Origin of the sequence: Pseudoalteromonas sp. SR44-8 (assembly GCF_014163635.1) — a bacterium.
Classification (GTDB): Bacteria; Pseudomonadota; Gammaproteobacteria; order Enterobacterales; family Alteromonadaceae; genus Pseudoalteromonas; species Pseudoalteromonas rhizosphaerae.
The window spans coordinates 17,779-41,651 of record NZ_JACJDS010000012.1; the positions used below are offsets into that span (position 1 = coordinate 17,779).

At 40.8% G+C, this 23,873-nt stretch carries 22 protein-coding genes; 14 read left to right on the forward strand and 8 right to left on the reverse strand.

What is annotated here, in order from left to right; all coding sequences use genetic code 11:
* Nucleotides 1–21: 21 nt before the first annotated feature.
* The gene (locus tag H5183_RS07615; RefSeq protein WP_182731359.1) at nucleotides 22–2,742 is read right to left on the reverse strand and encodes an insulinase family protein; all 2,721 of its coding nucleotides are present in this window, start codon (nucleotides 2,740–2,742) and stop codon (nucleotides 22–24) included.
* Between the two features lie 180 nt (nucleotides 2,743–2,922).
* On the opposite strand from H5183_RS07615, the gene sixA reads away from it, so the two are divergent.
* The 4 genes from sixA (at nucleotide 2,923) to H5183_RS07635 (ending at nucleotide 5,202) form a co-directional block, all read left to right on the forward strand.
* Entirely contained in the window at nucleotides 2,923–3,399 is a 477-nt protein-coding gene (gene sixA / locus H5183_RS07620; RefSeq protein WP_182731360.1) for a phosphohistidine phosphatase SixA, read from the forward strand.
* A gap of 232 nt (nucleotides 3,400–3,631) precedes the next feature.
* Nucleotides 3,632–3,982 carry a RidA family protein gene (locus H5183_RS07625; RefSeq protein WP_149983028.1) on the forward strand — a complete coding sequence of 117 codons (351 nt, stop codon included), beginning with the start codon at nucleotides 3,632–3,634 and terminating at the stop codon, nucleotides 3,980–3,982.
* Complete coding sequence (locus H5183_RS07630; RefSeq protein ID WP_182731361.1) at nucleotides 3,963–4,436, forward strand: ASCH domain-containing protein; 474 nt, start codon at nucleotides 3,963–3,965, stop codon at nucleotides 4,434–4,436. Before H5183_RS07625 ends, H5183_RS07630 begins: the two co-directional genes overlap by 20 nt.
* 28 nt (nucleotides 4,437–4,464) lie before the next feature.
* A complete protein-coding gene (locus H5183_RS07635) occupies nucleotides 4,465–5,202 on the forward strand; it encodes an SDR family oxidoreductase (protein ID WP_182731362.1) in 738 nt (245 codons plus the stop codon).
* Nucleotides 5,203–5,205: 3 nt separating this feature from the next.
* Here the strand turns inward: H5183_RS07635 and H5183_RS07640 are convergent, their stop codons facing one another.
* Both H5183_RS07640 and smrB read right to left on the reverse strand, forming a co-directional pair.
* Complete coding sequence (locus H5183_RS07640; RefSeq protein WP_182731363.1) at nucleotides 5,206–6,129, reverse strand: AEC family transporter; 924 nt, start codon at nucleotides 6,127–6,129, stop codon at nucleotides 5,206–5,208.
* Between the two features lie 36 nt (nucleotides 6,130–6,165).
* Nucleotides 6,166–6,723 (reverse strand): endonuclease SmrB, encoded by a 558-nt coding sequence (gene smrB / locus H5183_RS07645; protein WP_145240381.1) that lies wholly within the window; start codon nucleotides 6,721–6,723, stop codon nucleotides 6,166–6,168.
* Nucleotides 6,724–6,870: 147 nt separating this feature from the next.
* Between smrB and prmB the strand changes: the two genes are divergently transcribed.
* Both prmB and aroC read left to right on the forward strand, forming a co-directional pair.
* Complete coding sequence (gene prmB, locus H5183_RS07650) at nucleotides 6,871–7,806, forward strand: 50S ribosomal protein L3 N(5)-glutamine methyltransferase (RefSeq protein WP_145240383.1); 936 nt, start codon at nucleotides 6,871–6,873, stop codon at nucleotides 7,804–7,806.
* A 67-nt stretch (nucleotides 7,807–7,873) separates the two neighbouring features.
* Complete coding sequence (aroC, locus tag H5183_RS07655; protein WP_182731364.1) at nucleotides 7,874–8,971, forward strand: chorismate synthase; 1,098 nt, start codon at nucleotides 7,874–7,876, stop codon at nucleotides 8,969–8,971.
* Nucleotides 8,972–9,052: 81 nt separating this feature from the next.
* On the opposite strand, the gene H5183_RS07660 is transcribed toward aroC, so the two are convergent.
* On the reverse strand, nucleotides 9,053–11,062 hold the full coding sequence (locus tag H5183_RS07660; protein ID WP_182731365.1) for a fused MFS/spermidine synthase: 2,010 nt from the start codon (nucleotides 11,060–11,062) through the stop codon (nucleotides 9,053–9,055).
* Between the two features lie 128 nt (nucleotides 11,063–11,190).
* On the opposite strand from H5183_RS07660, the gene H5183_RS07665 reads away from it, so the two are divergent.
* Entirely contained in the window at nucleotides 11,191–13,191 is a 2,001-nt protein-coding gene (locus H5183_RS07665; protein ID WP_182731366.1) for a winged helix-turn-helix domain-containing protein, read from the forward strand.
* Nucleotides 13,192–13,208: 17 nt separating this feature from the next.
* On the opposite strand, the gene H5183_RS07670 is transcribed toward H5183_RS07665, so the two are convergent.
* The gene (locus H5183_RS07670) at nucleotides 13,209–14,054 is read right to left on the reverse strand and encodes a LysR family transcriptional regulator (RefSeq protein WP_182731367.1); all 846 of its coding nucleotides are present in this window, start codon (nucleotides 14,052–14,054) and stop codon (nucleotides 13,209–13,211) included.
* A 109-nt stretch (nucleotides 14,055–14,163) separates the two neighbouring features.
* Between H5183_RS07670 and H5183_RS07675 the strand changes: the two genes are divergently transcribed.
* Nucleotides 14,164–14,814 (forward strand): glutathione S-transferase family protein, encoded by a 651-nt coding sequence (locus tag H5183_RS07675; RefSeq protein ID WP_182731368.1) that lies wholly within the window; start codon nucleotides 14,164–14,166, stop codon nucleotides 14,812–14,814.
* Between the two features lie 34 nt (nucleotides 14,815–14,848).
* The gene (locus tag H5183_RS07680; protein ID WP_145240395.1) at nucleotides 14,849–15,202 is read left to right on the forward strand and encodes a DUF4112 domain-containing protein; all 354 of its coding nucleotides are present in this window, start codon (nucleotides 14,849–14,851) and stop codon (nucleotides 15,200–15,202) included.
* 13 nt (nucleotides 15,203–15,215) lie between these two features.
* Here the strand turns inward: H5183_RS07680 and H5183_RS07685 are convergent, their stop codons facing one another.
* Nucleotides 15,216–15,920: a DUF1045 domain-containing protein gene (locus H5183_RS07685; protein WP_182731369.1), complete on the reverse strand. Its 705-nt coding sequence runs from the start codon at nucleotides 15,918–15,920 to the stop codon at nucleotides 15,216–15,218.
* Between the two features lie 260 nt (nucleotides 15,921–16,180).
* Between H5183_RS07685 and H5183_RS07690 the strand changes: the two genes are divergently transcribed.
* The 5 genes from H5183_RS07690 (at nucleotide 16,181) to H5183_RS07710 (ending at nucleotide 21,340) form a co-directional block, all read left to right on the forward strand.
* Nucleotides 16,181–16,735, forward strand: a complete 555-nt coding sequence (locus H5183_RS07690) for an elongation factor P hydroxylase (protein WP_149983018.1) — start codon at nucleotides 16,181–16,183, stop codon at nucleotides 16,733–16,735.
* Nucleotides 16,725–17,840: an ATP-NAD kinase family protein gene (locus H5183_RS07695; RefSeq protein ID WP_149983017.1), complete on the forward strand. Its 1,116-nt coding sequence runs from the start codon at nucleotides 16,725–16,727 to the stop codon at nucleotides 17,838–17,840. Before H5183_RS07690 ends, H5183_RS07695 begins: the two co-directional genes overlap by 11 nt.
* Nucleotides 17,841–17,876: 36 nt before the next feature.
* Nucleotides 17,877–18,152: a YfcL family protein gene (locus H5183_RS07700; protein ID WP_145240403.1), complete on the forward strand. Its 276-nt coding sequence runs from the start codon at nucleotides 17,877–17,879 to the stop codon at nucleotides 18,150–18,152.
* A 161-nt stretch (nucleotides 18,153–18,313) separates the two neighbouring features.
* The gene (locus H5183_RS07705; protein WP_182731370.1) at nucleotides 18,314–19,873 is read left to right on the forward strand and encodes an AbgT family transporter; all 1,560 of its coding nucleotides are present in this window, start codon (nucleotides 18,314–18,316) and stop codon (nucleotides 19,871–19,873) included.
* Nucleotides 19,874–20,026: 153 nt separating this feature from the next.
* Nucleotides 20,027–21,340: an AarF/ABC1/UbiB kinase family protein gene (locus H5183_RS07710; protein ID WP_182731371.1), complete on the forward strand. Its 1,314-nt coding sequence runs from the start codon at nucleotides 20,027–20,029 to the stop codon at nucleotides 21,338–21,340.
* A gap of 159 nt (nucleotides 21,341–21,499) precedes the next feature.
* Here H5183_RS07710 and H5183_RS07715 read toward each other — a convergent pair whose 3' ends face one another.
* Together H5183_RS07715 and H5183_RS07720 are read right to left on the reverse strand one after the other, a co-directional pair.
* A complete protein-coding gene (locus H5183_RS07715; protein ID WP_145240410.1) occupies nucleotides 21,500–23,347 on the reverse strand; it encodes a DEAD/DEAH box helicase in 1,848 nt (615 codons plus the stop codon).
* 160 nt (nucleotides 23,348–23,507) lie between these two features.
* Entirely contained in the window at nucleotides 23,508–23,771 is a 264-nt protein-coding gene (locus H5183_RS07720) for a GrxA family glutaredoxin (RefSeq protein ID WP_149983014.1), read from the reverse strand.
* Between the last annotated feature and the right edge of the window lie 102 nt (nucleotides 23,772–23,873).

Genomic DNA, 23,873 nt, shown 5'->3' on the forward strand with positions numbered 1-23,873 from the left:
TAATTGAAGCACGGTGTTGTGTCAAAGAGAATGAGAAGAAATCAGCTTTTTTGTCGTTTTGTTTGTTTTAGGTACGCTTAGTAGCTCATATCTTGGTCTATGTTCTGCAAATGTCTCGCGAATATAAGTAACTATCTGCGCAAGACTAAGGTTTTCCAATGCTTCTAACAATTTTTGTTGCATATGAAAGTGATGATCTTGATTACCAATGGCAAGCCACAAGCGTTGTGAACGCAGCCGGAGGTTTTTATCTTTTTCGGCGATGTGGGTGGTTAAGCCATGTTTTTGTTGCTGCCATTGCTCTTCATTTAATTGCTCTAATGAAGCAAGGAATTGCTCAAGAAACGCATTATGACGCTCAAAAATCGCGGTTGCACTGTAGTTAGGTGACTGCACGTAGAAGGCGATGCCCGCACGAGTATTAAAGGGCGCATAACCTGCGCCCACTAGGTAGCCTAACTGTTGTTTGGTACGAAGTTCATTAAAGTAATCTTGATTAATAAGATGGTTTAGCGCCATCATTTTTACTTTTTCAACAACGTCATCGGTTTGTGCTTGGTAATAAATAACCATCGCATGATCGCTACAATTTAGGGTCAGTTGCGAGCGGGTTATTTTGTCTATTTCAAATAACGGACGGGTTAGATCTTCAATCGTTGCTGATTTAGCTAAGTGGTGAGCAATCTTTTTTTGAAACTCAATTGCATCACTTTCTCGCCAATTACCGTGCAAAAATGACTCTACATGCAAGGCATTAAAAAACTCGCGGCGAAAACAATTAAACTGATGAAAGCTGGTATCTTTAAGTGCCACAGCAAGCTGCTCTGGTTCTGGATTCCACGGCATTATTTTTGCACCCAGCACGCTAAATAATTCACCAACGGGTTTATTTTGATTGCTGTTACGCCAATGACGGACTAACTGTTTTTTATACTCGGCAAAACGTTTAGCGCAAATATCGACGTTAAATAACGCTTGGAGTAATTCATCAACTAATTCTAATTGGCTCGATGAGAGTCCCGCAGTGTGCAGGGTTAAACCACCTTGATGTGAGGTTAAGTGATAACTTAAACCAGCTAACTCTGCCGGGTAAAATTGTTCTGCAACACTATCCATAAATAAGTCTGCAAATAGACGAGTAAGTGCCATGTGTTTGATATCTTTAACAGCAAAGTCAGAATCCATCGCCAAATAAAAGTGCCCCTTGGCAACTCGAAAAGTGTTGTCTTGTTTAAACCAAAAATCAAAGCCAGGTTCTTTTACTAATAGTTGTGGGTGATTTTGTGGCTGCTCAACGTCATACAATGACACTTCTTTGGTTAAATAAGGGTTTGCTGTAGGTAATAGCATTTCTGGTAGTGGAGTATTAATTTCGCACAGCGCTTCCAGCCAACAGCTAGAAATACTTTCGATCCGATAGGGCGTGTGATACCACTGAGTGGTATGCTCAGGTTCAACATCAGGATGGATCAACACCAAGCGCATATTATGCGGCGTTAACCATTGCATTGCAGTTTCATGAGCCGTTTGATTAAAACCATCCATGAGATAGTCACCTTGCACATAATTGGCTTCATCGTAGTGTTGCATGTTGATGCTTAAATTACTGACCCAATCGATTAAGCGGGCTTTTTCTTGGTTATCAAAGGCGATTTGTAATAGATTTTTTTTATCTTGATATAAGCGCGGTAATTTATCGATGTTTTGATTAATTAAACAAATATATTCAAACACCATTTCAACGATGTCTTCATAGTATTCAATTCCTTCATCGGTCAGTGCCATGCTGATATTAAAATCTTTAAAGTTGCTACCGTTAATGCCACCTCCAGCAGAGAGGGCATTGATCCAACCTTGCGCTTTTAAAATAGAGTAAAGCGACCCTTGCCCTTCATACCCTAATAAATGCGCAATAAAACTAACGGTTTTATGGCGATAAAAATCATCAATATTAGGCATCGCAAAACTTACTATGAGTTTTTGCATATGCTTATGCGGTTCTATATGCAGTACTTTGCAAAGATCTTGCGCGCGATAAAGTGATGCCTCAATGACGGGTTTTGGTTGCTGCTGACCTTTAATATCATTAAATAATGTAGTTACCCATTGCACCATAGTGTCAATTTCTGCATCAGCGCAGATCACTAGGCTCATCCACTGGGCTTGATAATGGGTGTTAAAAAAATCTCGCAATTCTTTGCTTACACAGCCATTACGATCCGCTAAGGTTTGCTGATTACCCACTGAAAATTTAGCAAATGGATGAGCAGGATTAACGGTTTCTTTGTGTGCTTGATAGATGCGTCGGCCATCGTCTTTTATTTTTAATTTAAATTCAGCATCAATGGCATTACGTTCTTTTTCAGTTTCGCCAGGGTTGAGAGAAGGTGCAATAAAAAACCGGCTAAATTGGCTCAGTGCTTGTGCAAACTCTTGATTGTTAATATCGAAGAAATAACAAGTGTGCTCGGTGCCGGTCCATGCGTTGGTGTTGCCACCGGATTGGGAAACAAAATTACCAAACCCGCCGGATTCCGGAAATTGGTCTGTGCCTAAAAAAAGCATATGCTCTAAAAAGTGCGCGAGCCCTTGTCTATCAACAGGATCGTCAAAGTGACCAGCATTCACGGCCATCGATGCAGCGGCTTTAGTTGAATCTTTATCTTGCACTAACAGGACTTTTAGACCATTGTCCAGTGTGAGGGCACGGTATGTTCTGTTATCATTGCGGCTGATATTCAAATGATGCTCCTGAAACGTTAAGTTTACTCGTTAACAACAATGATAACTTCAGGGCTGCGATTAAATTGCTTGGCGATTTTTACCTGAATATCATAAGCGAAATGTGTGACGTTGTTTTAATATAGCGGACAAACAGGCAAACTGGCTACTGTTTTATATTCTTTAATCGGTTGATTTTTTATGAAAACAATCTTAATAATGCGCCACGGCGAAGCAACACCGATGCAAGCTGACGATGCAAGTAGAAATTTGACCTCGGTTGGCCAACAACAGGCCGAAAAAATGGGTTTATGGTTGCAAGCAACGCATACCCCAACGGCATTGTTAGTAAGTCCTTACATTCGTGCTCAGCAAACAGCTGAAGGAGTAAAAAAGCATAATGCTTTTTTATTCGAAGAAACTTGCAGCGATATAATCCCTGAAGGCAATCCACAAATTGCCGCCGATTATCTAGAAACTCTCATCGCGATGCATCCACAATGCGATACCTGGTTGGTCGTAGCTCACATGCCAATAGTTAGTTATTTAGTTGACCAATTGAGTGCTGGGAATATGCCGATATTTAACACTGGAGCGGTTGCCGTATTGAGTTACGATGAAAGTCGCCATAAAAGCCAATATTTAAGTATTCACGCTCCCAGCAATGTCGAAATTTAACCTCATACCCAAACCACCTCAAGATACAGAATTCAGCGTTTCACAGGGGCTTAATATAAAGGCGTTACTTTGCAACAATGGCAGTCCCTTTCAAGAAGTAACAACGATGAGAGTAAGTGCCAGTGAAATGCCCAACTGAAACTCGCATCTTGAGGTGACTTGGGTATGTAACCTTGTGTTCAGAACCAAATTTGCTAAATTAGCGACACACTAATTTAGCAAAGACAATTTTATGACAATTGAACGTATTCAAACCGCAACTCGCATGAGTCGTATCGTTAAGCACAATGGTACGGTGTACTTATGTGGCCAAGTATGTGCTGACGCAGAGCAGGGCATCACCGAACAAACGCAAACCATGCTTGATAAAGTTGAGTTACTTTTAAATGAGGCGGGAAGTTCAAAAGAGCATATGCTCAGCGCCACTATTTATGTAAAAAGCATGGATTACTTTGCCGATATGAATGCGGTTTGGGATGCGTGGGTACCAGCAGGTCATGCGCCCGCACGTGCCTGCGTAGAAGCTAAAATGGCCCGCGATGCTTTGCTAGTTGAGATTTCAGTTGTTGCTGCAATTAAGTAACCCCCAAGCAATTGAACGACTTATAAATGAATTTAATCACGCCTACAGTCGTTCAATCACAAAGCTCCCGGTTTGGCACTTTTGTGATAATCAAATTGATGCCGATGAGTGTGCAGCACTGGTTTTAAAGGGCATAAAGCAAGCAACCACAACATCACTTTATTGGTTTGAGCATAGTAAAGAAGCGCTTCCCAAAGTAGGTGATTTAGCCATTTTCACTAACTGGCATGGTGAGCCTTTAGGGATTATTAAAACAACGAATGTCGCAATCGTGCCTTACAACGAAATAACCGCTGAATATGCGGCGTTAGAAGGTGAAGGAGATAAAAGTCTTCACTATTGGCGAAAAGTGCACTGGACGTATTATCAGCGGGAACTTGCCGAAACTAAATTTGAACGTAGTAATATGATGCCCTTAGTTTGTGAACAATTTAAATTGGTTTATGTGGCGTAATATTATTTTGTATAGATAAGGACAGACAATGAAATCTAACCCAGTAGTACTTATAACCGGAGCAAGCCGAGGAATTGGTGCTGCAACCGCAATTTATTTTGCTCGTCACGGTTATGATGTTTGTATTAATTATAAAAGGAATCAACACAGCGCAGAAAAAATAGCAGAGCAAGCACGCGGCTTTGGTGTAAAAGCCGAAATAGTGCAAGCCGATGTGTCTGATGAAACGCAAGTGCTGACCCTGTTTACAAAAGTAGATGAGTTATTTGGCAAATTAGATGTGCTTATAAATAATGCGGGTATTTTGAAACCGCAAATGCCATTACTTGAGATGGGAGCCTCGCGTATAAATGAAGTGCTAACCACCAATGTAACAAGCGCTTTTTTATGTGCCCGAGAAGCGATTAAGCGAATGCCCAGTGGCGGCAGTATCGTTAATGTATCATCGGCAGCGGCTAAAACCGGTTCACCAAATGAATATATTGATTATGCCGCATCTAAAGGAGCAATGGACACGTTAACCATTGGTTTAGCCAAAGAAGTAGCCAAGTTAGGTATTCGTGTTAACTCAGTGCGCCCAGGGTTAATCTACACCGATATGCACCGCGATGGTGGTGAAGTAAATCGGGTGGAGCGTCTTAAAGACAAGCTGCCATTGGGCCGAGGTGGACAACCTGAGGAAGTTGCCGCTGCAATTTACTTTTTAGCCTCTGAGCAGGCATCGTTTACCACAGGTAGCTTTGTTGATGTAGCTGGCGGTTTGTAAAGGTTAAAGCAATACCGATAACCAAAAACTAAAGCTAATCACACTTAAAACCGTTGACAGTACAACTGCACCGGCTAATGTCACCTGATGTTGACCTATTTGACTGGCAATAAGGTAAGCATTTACACCAACAGGAGAAGCGCTTAATAGCACTAACACGTTCAAAATCTCTCTATCTAATGCAAATGCGTATGCACCGATTAAAAATACCCCAGCAGGAAGTAAAAAAATCTTCATTAACGAGGCGATTAATGCGGGTTGCCAGTTAGCTGCAATTTTGTAAAACGCTAAGTTGGCGCCTAATACAAATAACGCGCAGGCAATGGCGGGGGTCGCTAAAAGCTCTAAACTCTTTGCTAGATTATCAAACAAAACAATGCCGCTGACATTTAATATTAGCCCGCAGCCAATGCTCAATACAATCGGATTCAGTACCATGCTCTTAGCAAAACTTGACCATGAAAATGCGTGTTCGCTGCCCTTTGCGCCGATTAAATAGGTAAGTGCAAACAGCAATGTGCTATGAAAGGTAATGATCATAAAAGCGATGGCGATCATTTCTTTGCCAAGGGATGCGATGATGATAGGAATGCCCACCAACACCATGTTTGAGTAACTCGACGCTAAGCCAAATACACTGTGTTGTTGATAATTTTTTTGCTTAGCTAAATAAAAGCGGTCAACCAAAATACCTAAGGCAAATACGCTCAGTACAGGAATATAAAAACTCAGAAAGGCCGATAAACTAATACTTTGCTGTAAATCGATTTGCGACATATTTAAAAATAAAAATGCCGGCAGGCTAATGTAAAAAGTAAACTTACTTAGCCCTGCAATGTGTTGCTGTTCAAAAAACTTTAATTTACAACAACTAAAACCAAGCGCAACAATGAAAATCAGCGGAAAGATGATAGAGAAAATATGCACTGCACTGTTGCCTTGAAATAGGGATAACGTTAACGCTTAGCGTCTAAATTCATCACTTTGTGGTAAGTTTATTAAAATAAGTACCGCACCTTTACCACCGTATTCAAGTGGCGCTTGGTGTATTGCTATGACATCTGGATGCTGTACTAAATATTGCGGCACTTTGTGTCTGAGTATATGTCCACCAATACCATGTACTACACACGCACAGTAGTAATGCTTCTTTTTGCACTCATGGATCAGTCCTGCGAGTTCATCTTTTGCCAACTCCTTATTTAAACCATGTAAATCAAGGGTTAAATCAGGTACAAAGTCACCTCGGCGTAACTGCTTTGCTAAAAAACGATCTTGACCGTCTTGCACATAATTAACCGTTCCGTTGGTATCAATATCTGGCACATATTCATCAGAAAAGAAAAATTCTGCCTGATGTTGCTTTTTTTGCTGGGCAAACAGCTTAGCTTGTGAGATTTTAGGTTTGTTAGCAAAGCGATGCGTGTCTTGTTTAAATACACGGGCACCATTAATACTTTGACGAAACATATCGATGTCGTCAGGGCTAATATCTGCGTTTGAGAGAGGATCTTTTTTCATAGCGGCAGTCTAAACAAAAAAACGCTAGAAATCGAGTGAAAACAGAGTAAAAACTGTGTAAAAAAGCGTTACAATAGGGCAATCATGGGGCCTTAATTGCGCCTCGATTGAATTGATATTTTCTAAAGCAGCAGGTAGATAACGAATATGAGCGAATTATTAATAGAAGAAGCAACCTTAGATGAAGCTGTAGCAGAACTGTCAACGTTACACGATTGGCTACGGTGGACCACGAGTCAATTTGCCAGCAGTGGTATTTTCTTTGGTCATGGAACTGATAACGCATGGGATGAAGCAGTCAACTTGTTACTGCCCGCGTTAAGCTTACCCATTGATGCACCAAAAGAATTAATGCATGCACGGTTAACTAGCACCGAAAAAAACCGCCTTGCGGGATTAATTGCAGAACGTATAAATGATTTCACGCCAGTACCTTATCTGACTAATATTGCATGGTTTGCTAATATGCCATTTTATGTCGATGAGCGCGTATTGATCCCACGTTCACCTTTTGCAGAGTTAATACATAATCGCTTTTCACCTTGGCTAGCTGAGCCTGAATCGGTAAATCGTATTTTAGATTTATGTACCGGTTCCGGTTGTATCGCGATTGCATTAGCACAAACTTTTGCAGAAGCGCAGGTTGATGCCGTTGATATTTCTTATGAAGCACTCGAAGTTGCTGATATCAATATCACTGATTATCAGTTAAGTGACCGTGTATTACCTATTCAATCCGACGTATTCAGCGGTGTACCAGGGCAGAAATATGACCTGATCGTGGCAAACCCTCCGTATGTAGACGCCGAAGATATGGCTGATTTACCGCGTGAGTTCCACCATGAGCCAGAGCTTGGCTTGGCATCAGGCCATGATGGTCTTGATGTAACCCGTACTATTTTGAGTGAAGCGGCCGATCATCTAACTGATAACGGTTTGTTATTTGTCGAAGTTGGTAATTCTATGGTACACATGGATGCCCTTTATCCAAATGCGCCTTTTGAATGGGTTGAGTTTGAGCAAGGTGGATTTGGCGTATTTGTGATCAGCAAAAAACAACTCGTTGCATATTTCGCAGACTGATCACCACAAAAATCAAAGCCGAGCCTCAGGCTCGGTACTTAGTAGTCATTAGGAATGAGGAAAGTTAATGGCAGGTAATAGCATAGGGCAGTTATTTAAAGTGTCCACCTTTGGCGAAAGCCACGGCGTCGCCTTAGGCGGTGTTGTGGATGGCACGCCCGCAGGTCTTGAAATCACTGAGGCAGATTTACAAATCGATTTAGATCGTCGTAAGCCAGGGCAAAGCCGTTACACTACGCAGCGCCGTGAGAGCGATCAAATTAAAATTTTAGCGGGTGTTTTTGAAGGTAAAACCACCGGCACCAGTATTGGTTTATTAATTGAAAATACCGACCAACGTTCACAAGATTATGGCAAAATTAAAGACGTATTTCGCCCAGGTCATGGTGACTACACGTACTGGCATAAATACGGCCTACGCGATTATCGCGGTGGTGGCCGTTCATCTGCTCGCGAAACCGCTATTCGTGTTGCCGCAGGCGCTATTGCTAAAAAGTATTTAAAGCAATTTCATGGTATTGAAGTACGTGCGTGTTTGAGTCAATTAGGGCCAATTAAAGCTGAAAATTACGATTGGGATGAAGTTGAAAATAATCTTTTCTTTTTCCCAGATGCAAGCAAGTTAGACGCGCTTGACGACTATATGCGCGACCTTAAAAAACAAGGTGACTCAGTCGGCGCGAAAGTAAAAGTAGTGGCTAAGAATGTACCTATTGGTTTAGGTGAGCCGGTATTTGACCGCCTTGACGCTGAACTTGCACATTCATTAATGAGTATTAACGCAGTAAAAGGCGTTGAAATTGGCGACGGCTTTGATGTGGTTGAGCAAAAAGGCTCTGAGCATCGTGATGAGTTAACCCCTGATGGCTTTACCTCAAATCATGCCGGTGGGGTGCTTGCAGGTATCTCTACAGGGCAAGATATTATCGCGTCAATTGCACTCAAACCGACATCAAGTATTACCATCCCTGGCAACAGTATTAACACTGAAAACGAAGCGGTGGAAATGATCACTAAAGGCCGTCACGACCCATGTGTTGGCATTCGTGCAATCCCGATTGCCGAGGCGATGATGGCCATTACTTTAATGGATCATTTACTACGTCAACGCGGTCAAAACCCGCATGTTCATCATGAGCATGGGCCAATTAATGGCTCTGTTTAGAGTTTAGTTAAAAGCATTTAGAATTATTTAAAAGCGCGATGTTAATCGCGCTTTTTTGTTGTGGTTATTTTAAGATAGACATCAAAGTTTCAGGAGCGGGATCAGGCTGTGCTTTTGATCTGTCCATTGCGCCAAATGTACTGTTGAATAAGGTGTTATCGGTGATAAGTCTGTAATGGCTATCGAATTTAAAAATGCTTGGTTATTCGTCATTACGACCCATTGTGAGCCTAACTGCGTACCGCTATAGTTAAATTTGATCAGAGATTTATCGAAGCGCTTACTGTGAGCTTGGAGCACTGGCATCAAATCAATATGATTATTGGATATATGGATAATTAATAAGCCACCTTTTGTTAGTCGCTGCCAATATAACTGAAAAGCTTCTTCAGTTAGTAAATGGGTAGGAATAACATCACTTGAAAAAGCATCAATAATTAACGCATTCATTAACGGTGCATTATTTTTTTGCTCTTTAGTTAAGGTGATTCTGCCATCGCCAATAGCCACATCAATACGTGCAGGGCTATCTGTTAAATATGAAAAATAATTCATGGCCATGTTGTAAACCGCAGGATTAAGTTCATAAAAGCGGATTTTATCGAACTTATCGCCAAACTTTGCTAAAACTCCAGCACCTAAACCAATAATACCTATATTTAAATCTTGTTGCTTTTTTAATGCTGACAATGATTTAGCGATACCAGTATGGTGATGGTAATAGCTGTTTGTGAGTTCAGTTTGTTTATTAAGTGGCTGTGAGCCATGAATCGTTGTGCCATCGATTAGGCGTCGTTCAGCAAGATCAGACGTTGTAATGTCTTTGACAGTGACATAACCGTAAAAATTTCTCTCAGACGCTAAGTTGTATTGATTAAAATTAACAAAAAGATAGCTATATCCTGTGCCCCAAATAACCAGCGTAGCCAGTAAAGCTATTTTATAGCAAGAGGACGTTTTCGTCGTCTGGGTGAGTAGCGTGTATATAAATAATGAAAGCGCTACAGCTAACGCCACAATGAATTCTGTTATTTGTTCAAACAGTAGCGGTGCGACTAAGGCACTGAGTAAACTGCCGATCACTCCTCCTAAAGCGATATATAAATAAAATACAGTAAGCAGTGAGCCATCTGGCGCGAGTTTTCGAAGTTCACCATGACAGATCATACAAACAATGAATAAAATAAAGCTGTAGATCACCAGTTGAGCTAAAGCATTAAATTGGCTGCCAAGGAAAAACATCATCAGCCCTGCGAATGCGCTAAATATTAATAAGTACGTCCAATGGGCGCGATTATAGCTTTTTGCGGATGCAAACGCATAACTGAAGGTCAGCAAATATATTACCAATGGTAAAGCCCATATCAGAGGCATAGGCGGGATGTTGATGCTGATCATCTGAGTTGTCGCGATCAACATCATTGAACTGGTTGCTGAGAACGCAATCCACAGCCAATTAGGTTTGACGAGCAAAGTCGTTTTTGATTTAGTAATAGCTTTATCAGCGATACTGCCATTACTAAATAATACATAAATTAGGCACAATAACAGTATGCAGTATGCAAATAACCCCACTGTCCAATAGCTCTTTTGCTCATCGATTGAAAATAAAACTTCAAAAATAAATGGGTAACTCAGCAAAGCAAGTAGTGAACCCAGATTCGAAAGCGAATACCATTGATAAGGTACAGTCATAGCGGTCGATTCAATATACCAGCGCTGCAATAGTACGCTGGTGGCACTTAGTAACATAAAGACTAAGCCAACCTGTAAAAACAATTTAGCAATCACTGACCACGCTGGTGTTAGTGATAAAAATAGACTGACTTCAATTGTGTTAAAAGTAATGATGCTCGATACAGCCACTAACAATGTGTGTATAAATAATTGTCGTTTGAGCTGATAACGGCTTAACAAATGAGCATATAAATAGCCGAGTAACAGCATGCTTTGATAAAAAAATAGGCTGGTTGACCAAACCGAAGCGCCACCGCCAAACTCGGGTAGTAGCTCTTTAGATAAGATAGGTTGAATTTGAAAGAGTAGAAACGCGCTCACAAAAATAATGAATGTCGATAATATCCGTTGCATCTTTTTTATTACTTAGTAAATGGTGCCTAACCATTAACTGAACTAATTAATGCGGCAATGTAATAACCCTTGAGTTTATCTTAAGAAAATCTTAATCTATGATTTGTATGAATTTATTGGAGTTGTAAGTGGGTAGGTTTCGAATCGGGAATTTTGACGTCGATGTTAGCCGTGGTAAAATTTCATCAGCTGAAGGCGTACAAATTGTCGAACCTAAGGTTATGGATGTGCTCCAATTTTTGTACTCTCATAGGGGCAATGTGGTTAGTCAGGAAGAAATTTTTGCAGCTGTGTGGCCTAATTCAGTGTTTAGCCCAAGTAATGTGCAACGCAATATTGCACTGCTGAGGAAAGCATTTAATGAAGATTCTAAAAATCCACAATTCATCATTACCCACCCGAAACGGGGTTATTGCCTTGAGCTTAACGAACAAACACGTTCTCACTGTGTAAAGTGGCCGTTGTTGGCTTTTATCGCCGTGACAATTGTATGTTTGGTCGGTGGTTGGTTCGCATTTGCAACGCAGGTTGTTAAAACTGATTTCTCTGCGTTGGTGCCTGTAACATCAAATGAAGCCAATGAATCCTCTCAATCGCAATCTAATAACGGCAATTATTTAGCATTTGTTCGCGGTGACAATGATAATCAGCATATCTGGCTAAAAGAATTAACGACAGGTAAAGAGGTACAATTATCCCAGCACCCATCGACCTACTATAGTCTAGGCTGGAGTCCGGATAATCGCGCATTGGCTTTTATAGAAAAACAAAATGATGTTAGCCAATTAGCGTATTTTAATTTAGACATGGTAACTCTAACGAGTTTAAATTACGCCAACGTACTGGAATTTAAAGAATATTTAGTTACCAGCCAGCAATTACAATGGACTAATAACAATCAGGTTTATTTTATTGAGCGACGAAAACATAAAAATGATACGCAGCTTTCGACCGTCAATATAGAAACTAAACAAAAACAGGTAATCAAAGCCTCAATGGGTCAAGACTGGTTAAAGTTACATGCGTTGTCGCCAGATCAAACGCAACTAGCGCTTGGTTATGAAGCAGGACAAAATAACTACCGTATTGAAATACTGAATTTAACGGATAATAGCAGTAAAACAATTGCCGTTATTGAAGATGGTATTCAGGGGCTTAGTTGGCACCCAAGTGGTGAATACTTGCTGATAAGCAGCACAAATAATCTATTACTTATTGATCGTCAGGGCAACTCAACTGATATCGCCTTTAATAATTATCAAGTTATTCGAGATGCTGCATTCACGCCATCTGGTGAGGAGATATTGATGGAGCTTGTAAATATTGATGTTGATATTTTACGGGCAACAAATACCGCTCCTCAGCAGTATGAAAAGCTTGTCGATACCTCGTCGGTTGATTTTTTACCGGTGTTCTCACCTGATTCAACTAAGTTTGTCTTTGAATCCCATCGTTTTGGTTTAAAACAGCTATTTTTATATGAGCAAGGTAAACAAACGCTGATTTTTGCAAACCCTAATAATGAAGAACTGTTTGGGGTTGTTTGGTCAAAAAATGGCGAAGAAGTGATCACCGCAAGCAAAGATAAACTGTTTCGAATTGATTTAAAAAGTGGCGATTATCAAGAAATAGCCCACCATCATCATTCGTTTTATCTCAGAGAGAAGTTTTATAATGAAGATGCGATCTTGGTTTCATATCGCGCTGACGATGGCGTTACATTTCACCCAGCAAAATTAGACATGCAAACATTAAGTTTATCGCCATTCACTGGCCAAGGAGAGCGGCTGGCTTGTTATGCAATGGCTTTAGACAAACACGATCAGATTTATTTTTCAAATAACAAACAGGTATTTCGACTCGATCAAGATGGCAATTTTGCTCAAGTATGGCACGCAGATGATAGTGATATTATTGGTCTGGCGGTCGATGAGCAAACGTTGAGTATTACCTTAGAGCAAGAAGATGGTTATGAGCTTAATATGCTTGATTTACAAAGCGCTCACTCAGAAATACGCCATATCGCGAACGAGAAAGGTAATATGTTAATTAATGCTTCACACGATAATACGCAACTTTTATTTCTTACTGAGCCAAAGCGAAAACGCACCTTAGTAAGGCTGCGATAGTCTTTAAAACCCAAGATTCACAAGGTAAGTGCATAATCTGCTGCTATTAGCTTTACTAACTCTCGTTTTATCGGGTTATGAGCGTGGTTTGCGTGTAATAGTACGATATCAATAACGGGCAAGGGCGGCAGAGTTGAGTCAGTAACCGTCACCAGCTCCTGAGTGTTACTTACCTCAGCCATCACACCAACGGCTAGATTGGCTTTTACTAATGCTGTGAGCGCACTGAGCGAGCCGCAGCAAGCAACAATGTTAAATGGGCGTTCAGCCTTTAGTAACCCTTCAATAGCCGCTTGATGAAATTTACAATCTCGTTGAAATATTGCAACCGGCAGGGTCATAGCGGATTGATAGTTAAATTCGGCACTTTTAACCCACACACCTTTGCTTGATTCTAAAAAATAACCTTCTTCAGAGCTGGGCGAGCGCGTCGCAATCACCATGTCTAGCAAGCCTTGATCTAGCAGTGTTTTGAGCTGGTTGGTCGGCGCGCAACTGATTTGTAAATCAAGTTGCGGTATATGTTTATGTAATAAAGCCACAACTTTAGGTAATACTGTGCCTGCATAATCGTCAGGACATGCTAAGCGCACGCGAGTTTGCCCACCACCGGTTTTAAGTTGTTTATAGGCTTCATCATGCAGTGCTAATAATTGTTTTGCGTAGCTGGCTAAGTGAACGCCACTTGACGATAGTACAAGCTGCCTGCCTTGTTTGATAAATAATGGATTACCCAGCTCTTGTTCGAGCTTTTTCATTTGCATGCTCACTGCCGATTGGGTGCGGCATACTTGTTGAGCAGCGCGAGTAAAGCTGCCCGTTTCAACAAAAGCGCAAAAAGTACGTAGGGCGTCTAAATCCATATTTAACTCATCTATCAATTTTATTTATGTATTGTATAAAAACTATTGGTAAGTAATTAATTTACTACTGCTCTATATTAGGGATATTAAACACTACTAAGGAACGCAAATGCAATTATTTATCGGTAATAAAAACTATTCGACATGGTCGCTTAGAGCATGGTATTTAATGAGTAAATTCAATGTTATTTTTACTGAGAAACAACTCGTATTAGACACCCCTGAGTTTTATGAAACGCTTAAAAACAGTTTTGCAGTACAGAAAGTACCCGCCTTAGTCGATGGCGACTTGCAGGTATGGGATTCATTGGCAATTTGTGAATACATCAATGATGCTTATTTGTCTAATGCGGCATGGCCTATTGATACTGCGCAGCGAGCGACAGCCCGCAGTTTAAGCGCTGAAATGCATACCGGCTTTATGGCGCTGCGTAATGAAATGCCAATGAATATTCGTGCAACTCGCCTAATTGAGTTATCTGCGGCGGCTAAAAAAGACATTAGCCGCATTGATGAAATATTCAGCCAGCAACAACGTAGTTACCCAAATGCGTGGTTGTTTGGTGAGTTTAGTATCGCAGATGCTATGTATGCGCCTGTAGTACTTAGGTTAAAAACCTACCAAATTTCACTTTCAGCTTTGGCGGAGCATTATTGTCAGCATGTTTTAAGTTGCCCTACATTACAACAGTGGATCACCGAAGCGCTAAAAGAAACTGATATTGTTGCTTGCGATGAAGCAGGGGTTGATGTTACTTAAAGTAACTTGCCAAGCGCTAAGGTTATGAGGATGTATGGAACAGATTAAGCTATCACACCAAGATACATTAAAGCGGCTAGAAAGGTTTAGTCGCTTTACCGACAGCAGTATTGGCATTCCTTTTACTCGGTTTAAGTTTGGCGTAGAGGCACTGATCGGTATTCTGCCTGGTATTGGAGATCTAGCTGGGCTAATTTTATCTAGCTATATTCTATTTGAAGCCCAGCGTCTAGGAGTTAGTAAGCGTATAAAATTACGTATCGTAATAAATATGTTGATTGATTTTTTTGGTGGCCTAATTCCGCTTGTCGGTGATATTTTTGACGCTTACTTTAAAGCAAATACCCGCAATACCCGTCTACTGAAACGCTACTTAGTAAAACAATAACGATAAAAATAAGTTAGTTTTTATCGTTATTAAAAAAGTATTCTGCAATCACTTGTTTCTGTTGGCCAAACGGGTCTGAAATGCCAATCCCAATGCCGATTATTTTACCCTGCGCTTCAGGCGGGTGGGCTTGCATTTGTTTATTTAAAATAACGAGCTTAGGGCTTTTCTCGTTAGCTAATAATGTTAAATGCGGCTGAAAGTTCTGAAATACATTGGGGCTACCATAGCGCTCAAATGCCGTTAATTTGTTGGGGTAGTTTTTAACCCAGCTAGGGATTGTGGCATTTGTGTCGCGTAATGGCTCAATCGCCATTGTTACTTCATCTGCTAGCCTTTGTAGCTTAGGCGAATACTGTAAGTTAATAAATGCCCAATTACTTTGCGTAACACTAAAACCTTGCGCTGTTATAGCAAACTCTTGATGTTGCTCGGTGATACTTTTTACAGCACGTTTAATGTCTTCTTCTGAGCCTTCAACAAAGTCAGTTAAATACAAAGTAGCGTGCACTGGCTTACCTTTTTCATAAAAACTCATGATCCCTTCTTTTTTTAATGCATCACTAGTTTGCTCAACTAAGTTAATGATTGACTTGGAAGGGATTGCAAACACATTGATGCTGACACTTTTTGCAAATGAGGGCAGGGGGATACTTATCAGCGTAATTAAAGTAACAACTAAAAGCTTCGGTCGTTTTATAAAAAGTAATTTGAACATGGGTTTATAATTTTATTATTAAATTCGGATAGTAAATGTAAAGAGGATAAGGGTTATTACTTGAACAGTAAATAAAAGGAGCTAGATTGCAGCGAATACATATTTTTGGCTTAGCTAAATTTGCAAAGTAAAGGCAAGACAATAACGCATGGCTGCTTAGTCTTTATCAACTTTTACATTCTTGCTAAAAGCCCGTACAATTCGCCTCGATTTTAATGTGCATTTGTTGCATTTTACCGAGGCGAATTAATCAGACTTTTATGCATCAAATAGCCGATTTAACATCTATTTTTGAACGCACTTTTTACCACAGCCATAATACACGCTTGGTCAAAGGTGAGCATGAGCCTATTTATATTCCCGCTGATGTTAAAACGCCGTATCATCAAATTGTGTTTGCCCATGGTTTTTATGCCAGTGCACTGCACGAAATTGCTCATTGGCTGGTGGCGGGTGATAAACGTCGTTTACTCGAAGATTACGGTTATTGGTATTGCCCAGATGGCCGTGATAAAGCTCAGCAAGCAGAATTTGAAGCCGTTGAAGTAAAACCGCAAGCAATCGAGTGGGCGTTGAGTGTTGCTACAGGTTTTGAGTTTAATGTTTCGGTTGATAATTTAAATGGTGAGCAAACCTGTCGTTTTGATTTTCAGGCGCGAGTACACAAGCAACTTTTACAGTTACTAAAAATAGGCTTTAATCCTCGGACTACTGCACTTTTAAAAGCATTAAGCGAATTTTACAATACGCCATGGCCATTGAATGCCGGGCAGTTTGTATGGCAACATCCTCAGGAGTTAAGTAATGCAGTTTAAGTTAGGACTAATTGTAAACCCAGTTGCTGGTTTAGGTGGCAGTGTGGCGCTCAAAGGTAGTGATGGTGTTGCGGCTAAAGCTCTGGCGCTTGGCGCTGAGCCAAAAGCTAATTTACGCACTAAAGCAGCGCTTGAGGTGTTATTGCCTTATCAAGATAAAATAACAATTTATACTGTTAATCACTCAATGGGTGAAAGCACCGCTACAGATCTTGGTTTTAATACCGAAGTTGTGTATCAAAGCGAGCACCCCAGTAGTGCAGATGATACTGAGCGTGCAGCCAAGGTATTGCAACAGCTAGGTGTTGATTTAATTTTATTTGCTGGTGGCGATGGCACTGCGCGCAATATTTGTCATGCGGTTGAAGATAGCGTACCGGCACTTGGCATTCCTGCCGGCTGTAAAATTCATTCAGGGGTTTATGCAATCACGCCAAAGGCCGCAGGGCGGGTAGTCGAAATGCTGGTCAAAGGTGAACTAGTTACCTTAGGCGATGCCGATGTGATGGATATTGACGAAGATGCGTTTCGTCAAGGCACAGTTAAAGCAAAACGTTATGGTGAAATGCAAGTACCCAGTGAAGTACGTTATGTACAAGCCGTAAAAAATGGCGGTAAAGAAACCGACGAGCTGGTACTTGCTGATATCGCCGCCTATGTCGTCAGTGAAATGGATGAAGATACGTTATATGTAATGGGCAGTGGCTCAACAGTTGCAGCTATTATGCAAGAAATGGGACTTGAAAATACCTTATTAGGTGTTGATTTAGTTGCAGATCAAAGCTTAATTGCGCAAGATCTTACAGCTGAACAATTATTAGCGATGACCCATCAGCGCGACACTAAATTAGTGATCACGCTAATTGGTGGCCAAGGCCATATTTTTGGCCGTGGCAATCAACAGTTAAGCCCAGCACTTATTCGCGCGATAGGGCTGGATAATATTATTGTGGTGGCTACCAAAACTAAATTACAGGCTTTAAACGGCCGCCCGCTCATTTGCGATACAGGCGATAGTGAGCTGGATGATGAATTAAGCGGTTATATTCGTGTAACCTGCGGATTTAACGACCATATTATGTATGCAGTAGGCCATCAAGATTGATTGGTAGAAGACCCTGCAAAATCAGGAGAAGTAGAAGTGAGTTTAGTAAATTATATTGACGCAGCCCAACAGTATTTTGATGACTTAGTGATCAAAGCCACTGATGATGAGTTATTTGCCGGTGGTTATTTACGAGGCCATTTTGATTTAGCAGTAGGCTATGCGCAAGTTGAAGAGCTTAATCTTGAAATAGATGAGCTCAATGAAACCGTTGAAAAAAGTTTAGTGAAAGCGTATCGCAATGGTGAGCTTAACGAAGAAGATAAAGCCCTGGTAGTAAGATTATGGGAAGAAGTAAAAGCACTCGCTTAAAAGACTAAATAAAAAGTTATTTAAAAAAACGGCAACAATGCCGTTTTTTTGTGCATTGAGACTATTTAGTTCCTAAAAATGTATTTTCTGTTCACTTAAAATTTACCTCATTCCCTAGATACGCTAAAGTACCACTGACTAAATTCTAGGGAACAAGTGAAATGAATAATAATAATGATGCGGCAATGCCCTCGGGCATAGTTGCGCGATTTTTAAATTTTGTTGAGCGGGTAGGAAATAAACTACCTGATCCGGCAATCATCTTTTTGTTTGCCATGTTACTAATTTGGCTACTGTCGTGGTGGTTCTCAGGTGTTACTTTTGACGCTATCGACCCTCGTACCGGTGAAGCTATTATTATTAATAATATGCTGGCGAGTGATTCGTTAGCGACCTTTTTATCATCAATGGTAAAAACTTTTACCGGCTTTGCACCGTTAGGTGTGGTGTTAGTGGCCATGCTGGGTGTAGGGGTTGCTGAACATTCTGGCTTTATTAATACTGGCCTTAAGTTAATGTTAAAGGTGACACCTAAAAAACTTTTAACACCGTCAATTATTTTAGTCGCCATCGTCAGCCATACAGCAACCGATGCAGGTTATGTGTTAGTCATTCCGTTAGCTGGTGTTATATTTTATGCAGCAGGGCGCCATCCATTGACGGGTATTGCGGCGGCATTTGCGGGAGTCAGTGGTGGCTTTGGTGCAAACTTTATTCCGTCGGGGATTGATCCACTACTGCAAAGCTTTACCCAAAGTGCGGCGCAAATTATTAACCCCGCGATGTCGATTAACCCATTAAATAACTGGGCGTTTACCTCGGCTTCAAGTTTATTCATTATTTTATTAGGCTGGTACATCACCGATAAAATTATTGAACCACGGTTAAAAAATACCGAATTAGATGGTAATAAAGAAGACTTACCTGCATTTGAAGATGCCCGTAGCGACGAAAAACGCGCGTTTTTTATTGCAAGTACAGTGATGATTGCAGGTCTTGCTTTATTAGCCTATGTGTCAGCCCCTGCGGACTCTGCAATGCGAAGCGAAGATGGCTCTTTAACTAATTTTCGCTCGCCTTTAATGCAATCTATCGTACCGCTAATTTTCCTACTGTTTTGGATACCTGGTGCAGTGTATGGTTTTACCGTTGGCACCTTTAAAAGCTCTAAAGATATGATAGATGCCATGAGTAAAGCAATGGGCGGCATGGCGTATTATATTGTAATGGCGTTCTTTTGTGCCTTGTTTATTGCTGCATTTAGTAAATCAAACTTGGGAGCTCTGCTGGCAATTGAAGGCGCGCAGCTGTTAAAAGCCATGGAGTTACCAAGTGCGGTGACTGTTGTCGGTATCATCTTTTTAACTGGTTTTGTAAACTTGTTTGTTGGCTCAAGTTCAGCAAAGTGGGCGCTACTGGGCCCGGTGTTTGTGCCTATGTTAATGCAGTTAGGTATCTCGCCAGATTTAACTCAAGCGGCTTATCGCGTGGGCGATTCTAGTTCAAACATCATCACTCCTTTAATGCCGTATTTCCCATTAGTTGTGGTGTACTGCCAAAAATACGTCAAAGGCACGGGCATTGGCACGCTTATTGCGATGATGCTGCCATATTCAATCGCTTTTATGATTGGCTGGAGCTTATTTTTACTCGGTTACTGGGCACTGGGTATCCCGCTTGGATTAGACGCAAGTTACGTGTACCCAGCAGTCGCGCCTTAATAAAACACGGCTAAATATTTATGTGTAAAAACCTCGTCATTATAATGGCGAGGTTTTTTTGTGGTTAGTTTTATCCAGCCAGTTGTCAATTCGATCGTATACCCAGCTTGGTACGTATAAACCGGTAAATATATTCGTTAACTAGGTTTTAGTATGGCCAATGAACGCGCTGTTCCTACATCTCGATTTTCACGCTTTGCAAAGTTAGGCTCATTAGCAACCAGTGTCGCGAGTAATATGTTATTTGAGGGAGCCAAAAGTACTCTTTCAGGAAAGGGTTGGGATAATAAAAGCTTATTACTGCAGCCTAAAAACATAAAAAACCTAGCGACAGAACTATCACACTTACGCGGTGCGGCAATGAAATTAGGACAGCTACTGTCAATGGATGCTGGGGATCTACTCAGTCCAGAGCTTGCTCAATTACTTGCATTACTTCGATCAGACGCTAACCCCATGCCACACAAACAACTCATTACCGTATTAAAAGAGCAGTGGGGAGATGACTGGTTATCGCGCTTTTCACATATTGAGCTTAGGCCATTTGCTGCCGCTTCTATTGGTCAAGTGCATTTGGCCTACCATGAAAACGGCGAGCAATTAGCTGTAAAAATTCAATACCCGGGGATCGCAAAAAGTGTGGTCAGTGATGTTGATAATGTTATATCGCTGCTTACATTGTCTCGTTTATTACCTAAAGATCTTGATATTAAGCCACTCGTCGCAGAGGCTAAAATACAATTATTAGCGGAAGCTGATTATCATCGTGAAGCGCAGTATTTATTACGTTATAAAAATGCATTGGCAAATAACCGACACTTTATTGTTCCTAACGTCTATAAAGAGCACAGTACTAAACAAATATTAACGATGCAGTATATTGAGGCTCAGCCTATAGAGGGAATTACCGATCTACCCAAAGCAGAGCAAAGCTTTGTGGCACAGCAACTTATTGCGTTATTTTTTAAAGAAATGTTTGAATTTAGACTGATACAAACAGATCCAAACTTTGCTAATTTTCATTATCAACCAGCCACACAAAAAATCGTTTTATTTGATTTTGGGGCAACCCGCGAGATTTCGCCTCAGTTGAGCCAAGCTTATCTAGCTTTATTTAAAGCAGGCAGTGAGAATAATCGAGATGGGGTATTAAATGCGGCCACTCAGATTGGTTATTTTAAAGATACATTGCGTGACAGTTATAAAGATAATGTCATAGAGCTATTTTTAATGGCGTGTGAGCCACTGCGTCACGATGGTGATTTTGATTTTAAAAATAGCCAACTGGCATCAAATATTAAAGATGCTGGGTTGCAACTTAGTGCACAAGCACAGCAATGGCATACACCACCAGTGGATGCATTATTTATTCACCGTAAACTTGCTGGTTTATATTTGATTGCGGCTCGCTTAGAAGCAAAAATAGATGTTAGAGCGTTATTTATGCCAATTTTATTAAAAACATGATTATTTTAGCGAATTCAAATACTCATTCATTCAATGCAATTGCTATCAACGACTCTTATGACTTCACAAAATCTTCCCCTCATGAAGATTTACTTTATTCCAAACACAAAAAAACCTTGTCACTTTCGTGGCAAGGTTTTTTTATTAAAGAGTCGTTGCTTATTTAGCTGTGAAGCTTACTGGGCGACGTTCTTTACGAGGACCGCTACGCTTATCACCGCGTGCACTGTCATCTTTGTTAAAGCTGCGTTTTTTGTCACCTGATGGACGCTCAGAGCGTTCAGCACGTGGTTCAGCAGGACCTTGATCTTGTGTTAATGTTAAGCCCATTGGACGTTTACAAATAAACACTTTTTGGAAATGATCAAGTACATCTTTAGGCATGTTTTGCGGTAATTGAACCGTACTGTGATTGTCGTGTAAACGAATATCACCAATAAACTTGCTTGAGATGTCAGCTTCGTTAGCGATAGCGCCAACAATGTTCTTAACTTGAACACCATGTTCACGACCTACTTCGATACGGTAAGTATCCATAGGGCCTGCATCACGGCTATTACGTTCACGTGGTTTAGCATCACGGTCACGTGCAGGGCGTTCGCTGCGTTCGTTACGACGACCACGGTCACCACGATCATTACGCTCACGTGGGTTACGGTCATTACGTTCGCTACGCTCACGTTGTTGGATCTTAACTTCTTCAACCTTAATTGGTGATTGTTGCTGTGCTAAACACAGTAACGCACCTGCTAGGTCTTCAGGAGCAAGTTCAAGCTTTTGCGCCATATTAGCTGCTACTTCATTAAAGAAAGTAATATCTTTATTTTCAAGCGCAATAGCTAATTTAGCTTGTAACGCTTCGATACGTTTTTCTTCAACAACTTTTGCAGTTGGTAGTTCAACTTGTACAATATCTGAATTCGTATGACGAATGATATTTTTAAGTAAATAACGTTCGTTATGTTTTACGAAAAGAATCGCTTTACCGGTACGACCAGCACGACCTGTACGGCCAATACGGTGAACATAAGCTTCAGAATCTTGTGGGATATCGTAGTTGATAACAAGGCTTAAACGGTCAACATCTAGACCACGTGCTGCAACGTCTGTTGCGATAACAACGTTTAGCATGCCACTTTTTAAGCGTTCTACTGTGCGTTCACGTGCTTGCTGGTTCATGTCACCGTTAAGTGGAGCTGCAGAGAAACCTTCGCGCTCTAATAACTCAGCAAGTTGTACTGTATCGTTACGTGTACGTACGAAAACAATCGCGCCTTCATATTGTTCAGCTTCTAAAAAGCGAACAATCGCTTTATTCTTGTGTACGCTGGCATTCCAAAACACTTGCTCAACAGATGATACCGTTGAGTTACGCGCAGATATATGAACCTGTTCAGGGTTATTCATATATTTGCTGCTGATGTTTTGAATTTGCTTAGGCATGGTCGCAGAGAAAAGACATGTTTGCTTTTCGCGCGGCGTTTTTTCCATGATGTTTTCAACATCATCGATAAAGCCCATACGTAACATTTCATCGGCTTCATCAAGTACAAGAGCTTGTAAGCTGTCAAACTTGATAGTGCCACGGTTAATATGATCGATTAAGCGACCTGGAGTAGCGACAATAACTTGCGCGCCACGACGAAGTGCACTTAATTGGATACTGTAGCTCTGGCCACCATAAAGTGCCAATACTTCAATACCACGAACATGTTTAGCATATTGTTCGAATGCCTCAGCTACTTGGATCGCAAGCTCACGGGTTGGTGTGAGTACAAGGATCTGCGGCTGCTTCACAGACGGGTCAATATTATTAAGTAATGGCAGTGCAAATGCTGCGGTTTTACCTGTACCCGTTTGAGCTAGTCCCAGTACGTCCTTTCTTTCTAGCAATAACGGTATACATTGAGCTTGGATTTCAGATGGTGTCTTGTAACCCAACTCTTCAACTGCCTTCAAAATTGCAGGAGAAAGATTTAGAGATTCAAACGTGACTGGTTCTGACATTAATACGCCTCAACGAATTTAAAGAGGCGCGCATTGTATAGGATTTACGAGGCAAATGCTTGTATAAATTGAAACTAATTTGTATGTAGTTGATGTTGGTCATAATTTAATCAATTTGATTGTGGGTAAATCAAATTGATTAACAAATTTTATACAGAACTTATTGATAAAGTCCAAGATTTTCTTTAGCGTAAGCTTCAAACTCAGTGAAACCACCGATGTGTGCTTGGTCAATAAAGATTTGTGGCACGGTTGGGCAAGGCTTACCTGCTGATTGTTCTAAATCGGCTTTACTCACGCCTTCTTTAATAATATCAACATAACGGTATTTAAAATCATCACGTTCATTTGCTAGTTTTTCAGCAACATCTTTAGCACGTACACAATAAGGGCAGCCTTCACGGCCAAAAATTACAGTTAACATATCGCTCTCCTCGATTTTATTTACATTCATCTTAACTAATTGAGAAAAAATAAACAGCGTAAAAAAACGATTGATGAATTCTATTTTAATGATTGCATACAC